The organism is Planococcus sp. PAMC 21323, from assembly GCF_000785555.1.
Taxonomy (GTDB): domain Bacteria; phylum Bacillota; class Bacilli; order Bacillales_A; family Planococcaceae; genus Planococcus.
The window spans coordinates 2381113-2395517 of sequence record NZ_CP009129.1 but is presented as its reverse complement, the minus strand read 5'-3'; the positions used below and the strand labels follow the sequence as shown (position 1 = coordinate 2395517).

Sequence of the window (14405 nt, the reverse complement as noted above, 5' to 3'; positions counted from 1 at the left end):
TGTCATTTACTATATAGACAGAGCAACTTAAAAACAACGTCAATTCAATTGCAGTTATATTACAGTTGTATAACAATTAAAAGACAACTCCAAAACCCTTTAATACCAGGTGTTTTCAAGCAGGAAAAAGATTTGGAAACGCCTTTTTCAGCCGAATAAAACAGTTTTGAGCGGAAATAATGGGTTTTTACTTACAATTAAATGCCTAATAAAACCAAATTTAAAAAGTATTACAGCTATACCTGACTTATACAAAAGCAAAAAAATATAAAAAATACGCACTACAGACTAGACACCTAAATCTCTCGATCAAGAAAATATTAAAAAAGTAATTTACTATCTTAATTGCGTGACTAATGAGATTACAATAATGATTGACTAAATGATTTTGACAAGCAGAGCCCAACTTCTTACAATAGATGAAAGTCAGAACTTTCTGAATAGAGGTGTCGAGATGAAACGGATTTTATCTATAGATGGGGGCGGCGTGCGAGGGATTATCCCAGCGATGCTGCTTGCAGAGTTAGAAGCCCAAAGTGGAAAGCCGGTTTCGGAACTATTTGATTTGGTTGTCGGGGCATCAACGGGAGGCATATTGGCACTCGGACTCGTTGCGCCACACCCACACGATCAAACAAAGCCGCGATACACAGCAGAACAATTTCTCGGGTTCTACAAAGAAGAGTCACACGAGATTTTTGACAAATCCTTATTTTTCAAAATAACGCGAGGTATATTCACAAGTCGCTACCAAGCACGTGCGCTTGAAAAAGCATTGAAAAAATATTTCGGACACACAATGCTGTCAGAAGCAATTGTCGATATTGTTGTGCCGAGCTACGAACTTCAAGGGCGTTTTACCGCTTTTTTTAAAAGTCGAGACATCCATACGAAAAAAATTGAACGAGACGTCGAGATGAGAGATGTTGCCCGAGCAGCATCTGCAGCGCCTACTTATTTTATTCCGAAGAAAATCAAAGAATATCCAGGAGCTAATTTTATCGATGGGGGTGTGTTTGCCAATAATCCAGCGATGTGTGCTTACGCAGAAGCAAAAGATGTCTTTCCAGGAGAAGAGTTATTAATCGTATCGCTTGGAACAGGCAACCCACAGCTGACCATTCAATTCGAGAAATTCAGAACATGGGGATTGCTCAGCTGGGCAAAGCCTTTATGGTATGTCCTATCCGACGGTAGCTCCGACGTCGTCGACTACCAACTAAAATTTGTGCTACCTGACCAAGAAAAAAGCAAGCGGTATTACCGCTTTCAAATTGAATTGCTCCAACCCGGCACCGAAAAACTAGACGACGGCTCTGCGCAAAACATCAACGCACTCATCAAACTCGGCCAAGAACTACTCGACTCCCGGCAACAAGACATTCGTGAGCTCTGCAAACAACTAATCAAGTAACACAATTGCAATCAAATTGTAGTGGCTCTATTCGGGCGAACAAGCTAAAATAAGAAAGCGAATAAAAGAAAAAAATCATCATATTTATACGACTTTATATTTTCCTTCTATATAATACACACGAAAAAGTGGAATCGACACAATTACACTAATAACCTTAATACCACACACTAAGAAGCAATCGTCCGCCCGAAGCGCTTTCTTCTTTCTAAAAAGATGACCTAAAGGAGACACCCCCCATGACTAGAAGATATGACTATATGGATTGGTTGCGTGCGATATCGATATTCGTCGTCGTTGGCATTCATGTAGTATCTAAAATCATCAATAGCACCACACCCGACGATTGGATCTGGCATTTTGCCAATATCTTTGATGCCGGCTTGCGCTGGTGCGTACCAGTCTTCTTTATGCTCAGTGGTGCATTGCTCTTAACGCGCGACAAAGAAGAAAGCGTTCTGGAGTTTCTGAAAAAACGCTTGTCTAAAGTCGTCATTCCATTAATCTTCTGGAGCATTGTTTATACGCTGTACAATATAGTTGAACTAGAAGAATCGTATACCGCCTACGAAATTCTTGTTCAATTCCTGACCGACGACATCTATTACCACTTGTGGTTTCTCTACACCATCACCGGTCTTTACATCATGGCGCCATTTTTAAAACTACTTGTCCAGTACATGGATAAGAAAACATTCCAAGCCCTATTACTATTTTGGATCGTCTTTTCAAGTTTCCTGCCGTTTCTTCCAAAATTCTTAGACTTTGAAATCGCCTTATCGGCAGGACTCTTTGAACCGTATATCGGCTACTTTTTACTAGGTGCGTACTTGGTCCTTTATCCAGTACCCAAAAAATATTTACCGACACTGGGCATACTGGCATTAGTTAGCTATATCGCAACGGTTTGGGGCACTTCCAATTTAAATGCGGGTCTACCTGTAGGTGAGTTTGATGACTTTTTCTATGAACATTACCGTCCAAACAACCTACTCATCACATTATTCATCTTTATCGGCTTCCAACATAGGGCCAATAAGATCAAACCAAACGCCTTGATTACACGCATCAGTACTGCGACATTCGGGATATACATCATTCATCCGCTTATCCAAATTTATTTAAATAAATTTTTCGGACTCAATGAAACCACGTTTAATCCGATTGTTAGTGTGCCGCTTGTGTGGATAGTAATCTTTAGCATTTCGTTCGTCATTATTTTGATCATGCAAAAGCTTCCCGTTATCAACCGGTTAGTACCATAAAAAGCAGCAGTCTTCTAAAAGGAGGCTGCTGTTTTTTTATATACTCTAGGCTAAAAATAAAAATATAATTAATAGTAATCGAAAACAGTAAACATTTAGAACTAAAAAGTGATACATTAAATCTGGATGCAACCTAAAAAAAGTAAAATAAAATCAAATAAATTCCATTTTATTAAATATTCATGACTATTTAATTTAAAATCAAGACTATTGACCAACTTTTATGTCGATTTCTAATGCAAATTATCTATTTAGGGGTTATAATGATTAAATATTAAGAAAATAAGAACTTTTAACCTAGATTTAACTTAAATGTCATAACATAGTAAGTGTAAGTGGTACAAAAGTCTTGTGGCACAAAGAAAAAACACATTTTTCTTTCCTGGACCTAATGAATAAGCGAGAGAGGTGAACGGCTTTGAATGCTAAAACCATACTTATTACCGGTGGTCACGGATTTATTGGGTCTAACCTTATTCGTTATTATTTAAACAAATATCCAGAATACCAACTTGTGAATATCGATTACAATACGGAAGCCGCTTATCCAGGGAATGTTACTGGGAGAGATCAAGCAGCTCGTTATTCGTATCACCGAGTTGATATTCGGAACGCTTACGCAATCAATCATCTATTCGAGCTATATAACATAACCGACATCATTCATTGCGCAGCAGAGACACGCAGCGAGGAACGGGTTGGAGAAATTCGTCTTTACGAACAAACAAACGTGCTCGGTACGATGAACCTCCTGCAGGCGGCAGAAAATGCTTGGATGGAATCACCGCATCAGCCAAAAGAAGAATATATGGCATCTTGCTTTCATCATATTTCTCTAACAGACATATCTAAAGAAACTTTATACAGCGACAGCAAAAAAAGAGCAGATGCCATAATTTGTGACTTTCATAAGAAAACAGGGTTAAATGTCCTCACAACCGCTAGTCCGGAAGTTTTCGGGCCCATGCAAAAAGAAGGAGAACTGATCCCAGCTTATATTGACCAAGCTCTAAAAGGAAAATTAGGTGTTTTTGAAGAGTCAGCCCAAAACGTTCGCAATTGGTTGTTTGTCAGTGATTTATGTGAAGCGATCGATACGGTATTTCATTTAGGGGATGCCGGACAGCGATACGAAATTGGCTATAACGCACGCATGGGAGACCGAGAACTTGCTTGGTGCATCACATCATTGATGGGAGCCCATTTCCCGGGAAATTATGCACAACAAAAACAAAACGATTTCTCCAATAAAGCATTTGCACCAGAAAAATCACCTGACACTCTAAAGCAACTGCCAGGGATTGTACCAATTACACCGTTCGAAAAAGGATTACGCATTACGTTTAATTGGTATTCCAGTAAAAACAAAGCTGAAGATTTTCTGAAAAAGTAATAGAAGATAAACCAGTGGATGAGGTGGAGACATGATTACATTTAATAATGCTAATTTCTTCGATTTTGAAAAACCAAAAGGGTCGATCAAGTCGATTGCTTTGATTCATAAAAACATGAAGCCGGGTGGCATCGAAATGCTAGTGGTGCGAATGGTGAAATGGTTTAGTGCGCGCGACTATAAAGTGACTTTGTTCTTGTATAGCAGCGGGGGACCATTATTGCGTGAACTCGAATCGCTTGAGGGGGTCACAATTGTGGTAGACGAAGACAATAGTGATCCGGCGGTAAACGTGTGGATGGCGACAAAAATGTTGAGCAAGCGGATCGAAGAAAAATTTGACTTGGTGTATTCGTTTGGACCGATGTCGTTCTTATTGTCTTACCTATTGCCAGCCAAAAAGCGCATGTCGGGTGTTTATTCGCCAGATAGCTACGCGCAAAAAGGAAAAGGTGGAGCGGTCAACGCATTAAAATTGATCGATCCAAAATTTGCGCAAAAGTTGATGTTCATGAATCCAGCGATTAAAGAAAGAACAGAAAATGCCATCGGACGACCGCTAGGAAATGCGATTTTCCCACTGCCACTGGATTTCTGCACAGCGATGAATCCATTAGGTAATTACGAATCACGCCGTATTGTCTCGATCGGTCAATTGGCACGTTTTCGCACTTATAACTATTACATGATCGACATGATGGAACGCTTGATCCAAGTCGACCCGGAATTTACGTATCACATTTACGGTTCAGGGCAAGGAGAAGAAAGCTTACGTAAGAAAATCGCCAACTCTCCGGCGCGTAATCATATCTTCATGCACACGAAATTTACCGCAAACGACAAAAAAGAAGCATTGCAAAACACATTTTGTTTTGTCGGTATGGGCGTTCCGCTTATTCAAGCAGCAGGATGTGGCATTCCAGGAATCGTCGGCAAAGTAAATGACCGTTTCGGACTAACGGAAGGTTTTCTTCACCAATTGCCACCATACGAAAGTGGAGATTCTTTCTCCGACACGAGCGAATTGTTTAGTGTCGAAGACCATATTATGAAGCTCCTGTCGAGCAAAGAAGAATACAATAAGATTTCGAAAAAAGAGCGCATCAAAGCCAATGAATTTGAAAGCGATCACGTGATGGAGAACTTTATTAAAGAAGCCGAATTCAATCAATTCGCATTTCGTTTACACTAGAATATAGTTTAAATTACCTATTAAAAAATCTGCTTTAAGAAAATATATTAATCTGCAATACAATTACCAAAAAATCACCCAAATAAATGTGACATTATGACTAGTAATTGGTATACAAAAGTATTATAATTAAAATAATAAATAACTAGCGATGCACCAGACCTATAAAAAACAAACGAAAGTGAGATGAATGGTTTATGGCAGGGTATGACTCTTATAAAGAAAAAGTAGAAAAACACCATAATAAAGCCATATCAGAAGTCATTAAAGATCTTTATGTCAACGAAGATCTAGGGCCATCAGTAAGCGCAAAGAAGCTTGGGATACCAAGACAGGCGGTCATATACTTTGTTAACTTATACGACTTAAAAAAACTCAAATTCGCAAATTGCAAAAAAAAAATAATCTCCCTTTCCAGACGCGAACTCATCCAATAAATTAATGCGATCAAACCTGCTCATGAAATACTGGAGCGGGTTTTTTGTTTGGTTGAAATAAGTGGAAGAGAGTTCTAGATAAGAAGAAATCGCTCCATTCGGACGCTTTGGGCCCACAGGATGTGGGTCATGCAACTGGTGCGACAGGACGTCGCGGTACCAGTTGCCCGCGGGCAATCTAGCAAACTGGTATAGGCTCAATAAGAAGAAATCGCTGCATTCGGACGCTTTCCGCGGACGCAGCGCTGAGCCTCCTCGTCGCAAGCTCCTGCGGGGTCTCTTCACTACGTTGTTCCGCAGGAGTCGCCGAATTCCGCTCTTTCTTCTAAGTGTCACTTTTTATAACTAGACACCTATAGGGAAATTGACCTTAATACACAGTGTGATAACAAATCCTATTTAAAGCGTCAAAAGTTCAGGTAAAGATCAAAAAAGTTCATGTAAAGAGTTAAGAAGTTAAGGTAAAAACGTTAAAAGTTCATGTATAAACATGAAAGCTTAGCAAAGCCACTAAAGTTACTCCTAGCGAAGGCGCGTGCATCACCGTGGCCGAGCGACTCTAGAATCTACTTCGCTTTCTACAAATCAAAAAGTATGTGCGCTGGTTTCAAAACAACACCCAAGCTGAGGAGCGCCGAGGGCTAGGCGAAGCAATAAGACGAGTGCACTTCTCGGCTTAATGCGAAAGCCATGCCCAAAGCGAGCGAAGCGACACAAAAACCCCGCACTAACTACTCCAACAAAAAGAGCGCAATCCCATAACAGGACCACGCTCACAAATCTTACATATTCAAATGCGTCTTCAACGTCGACTGAATTTCCGCCAACTCCGCATCATTCATCATATAATACCAAATCCCGTTAATCGTCTCGCCAGTACCATCCTCAACCATCATCTGGTCAACCGTACCAATCGCATCACGGTAATTCGACTGCACATCCATCATCTCATCAAACGTCATATTCGTACGCACATTATCACCCAATGCCGTAAAAATACTCTTATAGTTTAACAAGCTATTCACAGATGCACCTTTTTTCATAATCCCTTGAATCACTTGCTTCTGGCGATTCTGACGACCAAAATCACCTTCAGGATCTTGCTTACGCATTCTAACATAAGCTAATGCCTCTTCACCGTCTAGCTCTAGAGTCCCTTTTTCAAACTCATCAAACGCCAATGTGTTGTTCACTTCTACGCCACCAACTGCATCAACAATATCTTGGAAGCCTTCCATGTTCACTTGCAGCACATAATCAATTGGAATATCCAACAAGTTCTCGACAGTTGCCATCGACATTTCGATGCCACCAAACGCATACGCGTGGTTAATCTTATCCGTCGTGCCACGTCCAACAATTTCCGTGTATGTATCACGAGGGATCGACACCATCTTCGTTGATTTATCTGTTGGATTAATCGTCATAACAACCATTGTATCTGACCGACCGCGATCGTCTTCGCGCTCATCGACACCTAATAGCAATACAGAAAAAGGATCTTGATCATTTAAGTCCACTTCTTGGTCAGTCGTCCGTTTCTCTGATGCTTCACGCTCAATTGGTTCATGTATTTCTTCTAATGTATTCGTAAAGCTATTGTAAATGGTGAATAGGTAAACAGCTAGACCAATAACGATAACTCCAAGTATGCCAAGAACCCATGGCCATTTCTTCTTTTTTGTGCCTCTTGCTTTTCTGCCCATCTAAAATTCCCCTTTTAGTTAGCGATAAAATACGCTTCCAGTTCTTCTGCCCATAATTCTGCGCCTTTGCTGTTTGGCAATCCATCTTCAGCCAAATGATCTTTTAACACTTCGTTATCCGTATCAGGCCATGAAGACCAGTGATCGATATAATCGTAACTATAAATTTGCGTAAATTCTTTTAATGCTGCGATTTGTGCTAAATAATAACCAGCACCATAAATCGGTTGAGACGGATGAAGAACCAATACAGCATCTTCTACTTCGTCAGACAAACGCTCATTAAATTCGTTGATATGCTCACGTTCTTGTTCAATGGCGATGCGGTCGTTGTTCATCAATGTCATAGGCTCAAGAAGTACGACGTCATAGCCTGTTGAAAGATCCACATCTGCTAATGATTCAGAAGTTCCTTTTATAGTAACGATGTCGACAGCAATAAAATCTCCATAAGCTTCTTCTAACGAATCTTGTAAGCGTTCTGCATACCCAGGGTCACCTGTTTCTAAGGCAGCAGAGCCCGCGATAAGAAATTTCAAAGCTTCACCTTGATCGTTGCGGTCCGTAAATACTTGTTGTACATCTGCATCCATGTTAACGATTAACGAATCGATGTTCACAAAATCGTCATTTTTTACTTTCTCTGTTTCTTTTTTCACTGTGTCCACAGACTCAGCCTTTACTTGTTCGGGTTCACCTAATACATTTTCTAGCTTGTCCTGCCACGCTAAATAGCTAAATACTAGGGCAATGATACAAATAATAACAGCGAGGGAAGCTCCGATTTTATACATATTCATGAGAATACTCCTTTCAAAAAGCACCGATACTTACAAATAAAGATAGCATAAATCATCCTAATAGCCTACTAAACTTTTTAAAATTGGAAGTTCTTTTGATTCTCTCCTATGCTATACTATTTTATGTTGTTTATGAATTAAAATGATAATAATATGAAATAAAAGGAGATAATCACCAAATGGAAGAAACCATTAGCTTACAAGACCTCTTTAAAACGCTGAAAAAACGGGCGGGGTTAATCATGCTTATGACCATTATAGCGATTACGATCGCTGGCGTTGTGTCGTTTTTAGTATTAACACCGATGTACCAGACTTCTACACAAATTCTTGTTAATCAGGAACAGTCAGAAGCTGCCCAATTGACAAACCAAAACATCCAAACCGATTTGCAATTGATCAATACATATTCAGTTATTATTAAAAGTCCGGCAATTTTAGATGAAGTAGCAAGCCAATTAGGACTTGATCTGTCTGCAGACCAATTGAACAGTAAGATCACCGTTGCGACTGCAGAGAATTCTCAAGTAGTGGATGTCACGGTACAAGATGAAGACCCGGCATTAGCGGTAGATATTGCGAACACTACTGCCAAAGTATTTGAAACGGAGATTCAAAACTTGATGAGCGTTGATAACGTATCAATTTTGTCTCGAGCTGTCTTGAAAGAAAATCCAACACCTGTTGCGCCAAACCCAATGTTAAACATGGCGATTGCAGCTGTAATTGGATTAATGCTTGGTGTAGGGATTGCATTCTTACTTGAATACTTAGATACAACGATTAAAGACCAACAAGATATCGAAGAAATTTTGGACATTCCATTACTTGGTGTGATTTCACCAATTAAAGAAGAAGCTAAACTAGAAGAAACTCCAACATCGAAGAGAAGGGCGGGATAAACATGGCAAGAAAGAAAAAAGTCCTGCAGGAAACTGCGCGTAAACTCATCGCTTTCACAACGCCGCGTTCGTTTGTATCTGAACAGTTCCGTACATTACGTACCAATATAAATTTTTCATCACCAGATTCAGAAATCCATACAATGGTAATTACTTCAGCCGCACCTTCAGAAGGTAAGTCAACAACTGCCGCCAATTTAGCGGTTGTATTTGCACAAGAAGGAAAAAAGGTGTTATTAATCGACGGCGATATGCGTAAACCAACCACTCACTACACATTCCGAATGGGGAATACGATTGGGTTATCGAGTGTGTTGACGCGTCAAAGCTCGCTTCAAGAAGTGATACGGACAACATCGGTTGACCGTTTAGACTTAATGACATGTGGACCAATTCCACCGAACCCGGCAGAATTGTTAGCTTCAAAGTCAATGGATACTTTAATCGGACAATTAAAAAATATGTATGACTTGATCATTTTTGACGCACCTCCTGTTTTGTCTGTAGCGGATGGACAAATTTTAGCGAACAAATGTGAAGGAACCATTCTTGTTTTGAGTTCTGGGAATACTGAGAAAGACATGGCGATCAAAGCAAAAGAAGCCATTGAATCTTCGAATAGTCGCTTGATCGGCGCTGTATTAAACAATTTTGAATTACCAAAAGACAATTATTATTATCAATATTACGGGAACACGGAGTAAAAAGGACATCCCTTTTTACTTTTTTCCTTTGCAAAGGGGACGGAATAATGATCGACACGCACGCTCATATTTTGCCTGGTCTTGACGACGGTGCAGAAACAATGGACCAAACAAAGCGATTGTTAGAAAAAGCTGTTGAGGAACAATTAACGGGGATTATTGCAACTCCGCACGCTTTTCATCCAAACTTTCAAACGAATCTCGCTGCTTTAAATAAACAATTAGAACTTGTTAACGCATGGATTGCTGAAGAACAGCTGCCACTTACCATCTATAGTGGACAAGAATGTCGATTAAGTGAAAAACTACCTGACAGATTAGACACAAAAGAAGCATTAACTTTAGCGGGATCTCGCTATGTATTACTAGAGCTGCCTTCATCTGGTATTCCAACTTACTCCGTACCGATTATTCAGCAATTGATTACGCGCAATTATGTACCGATTATTGCTCACGCTGAACGCAATCAAGGCATTATTGAAAAACCAGAACGTCTTAAAAAGTTATTGCTTCACGGAGCAATGGCGCAAGTCACTGCAGGATCGGTTGCTGGCAGTTTTGGCAAAGCGATTCAACGCACCGCGATGAGCTTAATCGATGCCAATTTAATCCATGTGTATGGATCGGATGTCCACAGTCTCGATAAACGACCATTCCTATTTAACAAAGGGCTCGATTACTTAGAAAAGAAAAATAATCATGACATGGTTGATATTTTCTTGGAAAATAACGAGCGCATCCTGTTGGATGAGCATTTCCATGTATTAGAGCCTGATGACATCTCCATAGGGAAATGGTGGAATCTATTTGCGTAAGAAATGTTAAAAAAGTATTATTTTGTTTTTTAAAATCTACATTTACCATAAATAGTATGTTAGAATGAGTAAAGATTTTTACTCAGATAAGTCCAAAGTACTGGACGTTGAAAGGATTGACCCTATGTCACTGAAAAACCGCGTCTCTCTATTAGTAATCGTCGACTCGCTTATCGTCTTTTTCTCAATATTTGTTGGCTATTACCTATTGAACCCGTATCAAGATGTGCTGCAAAATCAATTTTTATTGGCAAGTGCATTAACCATTTTTATCGCACACCATGCGCTGGCTATGTATTACGGCTTGTACCGCAAAGTATGGGAATATGCCTCAATCGGAGAACTCACTTCAATATTTAAAGCCGTTAGTTGGTCAATTGTTGTGATTGGTGTTGTGCAATACGCATATAGAGGTGACGTTTTATTCCGAGCACTACTTATCACGTGGATGTTACATCTATTGCTCATTGGCGGCTCACGTTTGTCATGGCGCTTATTTCGAGACAATAAATTTAAACCGAAAAGCTTAGAGTTGAAACGTACATTGATCGTCGGAGCTGGTAAAGCAGGTAGCTTAGTTGCTCGCCAATTATTAGCCAATCCTGAAAACGGGTTATTGCCTGTCTTATATGTCGATGACGACAAAAACAAACAAGGTCTTGATATTTACGGCGTTCGTGTTGTTCATGGCAATACGAAAGAAGTAGCCGCAATCGCGCAAGATAACCAAATCGATACTATCATCATCGCCATCCCCTCTCTCGGTAAGCAAGAAACGGCTGAGCTCATCAAAACATGTATGGATTCCGGTATCCGGACGCAGACCATACCACTTATTGAAGACATTATGACCGGTAAAGTATCGGTGACGGACATTCAAGATGTCAAAATTGAAGACTTGCTAGGGCGTGATGAAGTTAAGTTAGATATGGACAAAATCGCCAGCCAATTAACAAGTAAAACGATTTTGGTAACCGGAGCGGGTGGTTCGATTGGTTCAGAAATTTCCCGTCAAATCGCACGCTTTGGACCGAAAAAGCTGTTACTTTTAGGACATGGTGAAAATTCGATTTACTTGATCGATATGGAATTGCGTCAAAAAATCGCACTTGATACCGAAATCATCCCTATTATAGCAGACGTTCAAGATCGTGCGCGCATGATGGATATTATGAATACATACAAACCAGACGTTGTGTACCACGCAGCAGCGCATAAACATGTTCCTCTTATGGAAAGCAATCCAATGGAAGCTGTAAAGAATAATGTTTATGGAACGAAAAACGTAGCTGAAGCAGCTCATATGAACGGTGTAGGCAATTTTGTCATGGTCTCAACGGATAAAGCCGTTAACCCGCCAAACGTTATGGGTGCGACAAAACGCTTTGCGGAAATGATTGTTCAGAACTTAGCTAAACGCAGCGATACGAAATTCGCAGCGGTGCGTTTTGGTAATGTACTTGGGTCTCGTGGCTCAGTTATTCCACTGTTTAAAAAACAAATCGCAGCAGGTGGTCCGGTTACTGTAACAGACCCACGCATGACTCGTTATTTCATGACCATTCCAGAAGCTTCACGATTAGTTATTCAAGCTGGAACTTTAGCTGAAGGTGGCGAAGTGTTTGTTTTAGACATGGGTGAACCTGTGAAGATTGTTGATTTGGCTCAAAACCTGATCCGCTTGTCTGGTTACGCAGAAGGCGAGATTGGCATTAACTTTTCTGGTATTCGTCCAGGGGAGAAATTGTTTGAAGAGTTGTTGAATGACAATGAAATCCAGACTGATCAGGTGTTTCCGAAGATTTATATTGGGAAAGCGAATCCGGTTAGTGAGGGTGAGTTGACTTATCTGCTCGAGAAGTTGCCTGAGATGCCTAACGATGAGGTTAAGGATGTTTTGGTTGGGTTGGCTAATCGGAAGAATGTGGCGTTAAAAGATAAAGAAGATTTAAAAATAAGAAATTAATTGATACTGAAGATGGATGGAACGAGAAAGGAAGCAAGCAAAATGGCAGAACGAATTTTACTTTCATCCCCTCATATGAGCGATGAAGGCTACGAGCAACAATTTGTTAAAGAAGCATTCGATACCAATTGGATTGCGCCACTTGGATCAAACGTCAATGGCTTTGAAGAGGAATTAGCAGCTAAAGTCGGCTCTAAAGCCGCAGCTGCGTTATCATCTGGTACTGCAGCAATTCATCTTGCGCTAATAGCGGCTGGAGTAAAAAAAGACGATATCGTTTTTTGTTCAACGTTAACATTTTCAGCAACAGCGAACCCAATCATTTATCAAAATGCTATTCCGGTGTTTATTGACAGTGATTACGAAACATGGAACATGTCTCCAAAAGCGTTAGAAGAAGCTTTTGAAAAGTACCCACAAGTGAAAGCAGTCTTATTAGTTCATCTATATGGGGCATCTGCAGATTTGGATAAAATCGTAGCGTTATGTAAAAAACACAATGTTGCTTTAATTGAAGATGCTGCAGAATCTTTAGGAACTTATTACAAGGGGCAGCACACAGGCACTTTTGGCGATTATGGGATTTTTTCCTTTAATGGCAATAAAATCATTACCACTTCTGGGGGCGGTATGCTTGTCTCTAACAACGAAGAGCGCATTGCAAAGGCTAGATTTTGGGCGACTCAATCTAGAGATCAAGCAAGACATTATCAGCACAGCGAATTAGGTTTCAACTATCGCATGAGTAACGTAGTTGCTGGAATCGGTAGAGGTCAACTGAAAGTCTTAAACGATCGAGTGGCTAAGAAAAATTACATCTATAATTTTTACAAAGACAACCTGGAAGATCTTGAAGGTGTAGAATTCATGCCAAATAATGAATGGGACCAGCCGAACCATTGGTTAAGTGCTATGACGTTGACTGGAAAGGTTCGCCCAATTCAAGTAGTGGAAGCTTTGGAAAAAGAGAACATTGAGTCTCGTCCAGTTTGGAAGCCAATGCATTTGCAGCCTTATTTTGAGAAGCACGATTATGTAGGTACAGACGTTTCTGAGAAGTTATTTGAAAACGGAATTTGTTTGCCAAGTGATTCGAAGATTACAGATGTGCAATTGAAGAGAGTTGTGGAGATTATTCGAGAGTTGTGGAAATAAGCTATGAGAACTTTTAATCTGTTTATAAAAAGAATAATTGATTTTTTAGGTAGTCTTATAGGACTAATAGTAATTTCTCCAATTCTTCTTATTATTGCTCTTGCGATTAAATTGACATCGACAGGACCTGTTTTTTTTAAACAAGAAAGAATAGGGGAAAACGGAACTGTATTCAGAATTTTGAAGTATAGAACGATGGTTGTGAACGCAGAGAATATTGGGGATGGATTATCAGTAAAAAGTAAAGCTGATAATAGAATTACAAAGGTGGGGAAATTTTTACGAGCAACTAGCTTAGATGAGTTGCCTCAATTATTTAACGTTTTAAGTGGGGAAATGAGTTTAGTAGGTCCGCGCCCTCCTGTTACCTACTTCCCTTATAAAGGGTATGAAAACTTTCCTGAATGTGCAAAAAAAAGATTTATTATGAAGCCTGGTGTAACAGGGTTGACTCAAGTGACTGTGAGAAATTCAGTCAGTTGGGATGATCGTATCATAGTAGATAACAAATATATTGATTCTTTTAATATATGGTTTGACATTAAAATATTATTTAAAACTTTTTCTAAACTGTTTAAATCCGATAATATTTATATGGAAAAAGATAAGGAGAATAGTAATTCTCTTTAATTTTCATTTTATAAGTTCAACTAAAT

At 39.7% G+C, this 14405-nt stretch carries 12 protein-coding genes; 10 read left to right on the top strand and 2 right to left on the bottom strand.

The features are described from left to right. Positions 1–454: 454 nt before the first annotated feature. From PLANO_RS11910 to PLANO_RS11895, 4 genes are all read left to right on the top strand, one after another. Positions 455–1414: a patatin-like phospholipase family protein gene (locus tag PLANO_RS11910; protein WP_038704662.1), complete on the top strand. Its 960-nt coding sequence runs from the start codon at positions 455–457 to the stop codon at positions 1412–1414. 239 nt (positions 1415–1653) lie between these two features. Then, positions 1654–2679 (top strand): acyltransferase, encoded by a 1026-nt coding sequence (locus PLANO_RS11905; RefSeq protein WP_038704661.1) that lies wholly within the window; start codon positions 1654–1656, stop codon positions 2677–2679. A gap of 418 nt (positions 2680–3097) precedes the next feature. Next, positions 3098–4072: a GDP-mannose 4,6-dehydratase gene (locus PLANO_RS11900; RefSeq protein ID WP_038704660.1), complete on the top strand. Its 975-nt coding sequence runs from the start codon at positions 3098–3100 to the stop codon at positions 4070–4072. Between the two features lie 31 nt (positions 4073–4103). Then, positions 4104–5264 carry a glycosyltransferase gene (locus tag PLANO_RS11895; protein WP_038704659.1) on the top strand — a complete coding sequence of 387 codons (1161 nt, stop codon included), beginning with the start codon at positions 4104–4106 and terminating at the stop codon, positions 5262–5264. Positions 5265–6483: 1219 nt separating this feature from the next. On the opposite strand, the gene PLANO_RS11885 is transcribed toward PLANO_RS11895, so the two are convergent. Together PLANO_RS11885 and PLANO_RS11880 are read right to left on the bottom strand one after the other, a co-directional pair. Further along, the gene (locus tag PLANO_RS11885) at positions 6484–7407 is read right to left on the bottom strand and encodes an LCP family glycopolymer transferase (RefSeq protein WP_038704657.1); all 924 of its coding nucleotides are present in this window, start codon (positions 7405–7407) and stop codon (positions 6484–6486) included. Positions 7408–7421: 14 nt separating this feature from the next. Further along, a complete protein-coding gene (locus PLANO_RS11880; RefSeq protein ID WP_038704656.1) occupies positions 7422–8207 on the bottom strand; it encodes an SGNH/GDSL hydrolase family protein in 786 nt (261 codons plus the stop codon). Between the two features lie 179 nt (positions 8208–8386). Here PLANO_RS11880 and PLANO_RS11875 point away from each other — a divergent pair, with 179 nt between their 5' ends. The 6 genes from PLANO_RS11875 (at position 8387) to PLANO_RS11850 (ending at position 14379) form a co-directional block, all read left to right on the top strand. Then, positions 8387–9109 (top strand): YveK family protein, encoded by a 723-nt coding sequence (locus PLANO_RS11875; RefSeq protein WP_038704655.1) that lies wholly within the window; start codon positions 8387–8389, stop codon positions 9107–9109. A 2-nt stretch (positions 9110–9111) separates the two neighbouring features. Further along, complete coding sequence (locus PLANO_RS11870; protein WP_038704654.1) at positions 9112–9813, top strand: CpsD/CapB family tyrosine-protein kinase; 702 nt, start codon at positions 9112–9114, stop codon at positions 9811–9813. Between the two features lie 47 nt (positions 9814–9860). Then, entirely contained in the window at positions 9861–10628 is a 768-nt protein-coding gene (locus PLANO_RS11865) for a tyrosine-protein phosphatase (RefSeq protein ID WP_038704653.1), read from the top strand. Positions 10629–10752: 124 nt separating this feature from the next. Then, positions 10753–12594 carry a polysaccharide biosynthesis protein gene (locus tag PLANO_RS11860; RefSeq protein WP_038704652.1) on the top strand — a complete coding sequence of 614 codons (1842 nt, stop codon included), beginning with the start codon at positions 10753–10755 and terminating at the stop codon, positions 12592–12594. 42 nt (positions 12595–12636) lie between these two features. Then, on the top strand, positions 12637–13749 hold the full coding sequence (locus PLANO_RS11855) for a DegT/DnrJ/EryC1/StrS family aminotransferase (RefSeq protein ID WP_038704651.1): 1113 nt from the start codon (positions 12637–12639) through the stop codon (positions 13747–13749). Between the two features lie 3 nt (positions 13750–13752). Continuing rightward, positions 13753–14379 carry a sugar transferase gene (locus PLANO_RS11850; protein ID WP_038704650.1) on the top strand — a complete coding sequence of 209 codons (627 nt, stop codon included), beginning with the start codon at positions 13753–13755 and terminating at the stop codon, positions 14377–14379. The last annotated feature ends 26 nt before the right edge of the window (positions 14380–14405 follow it).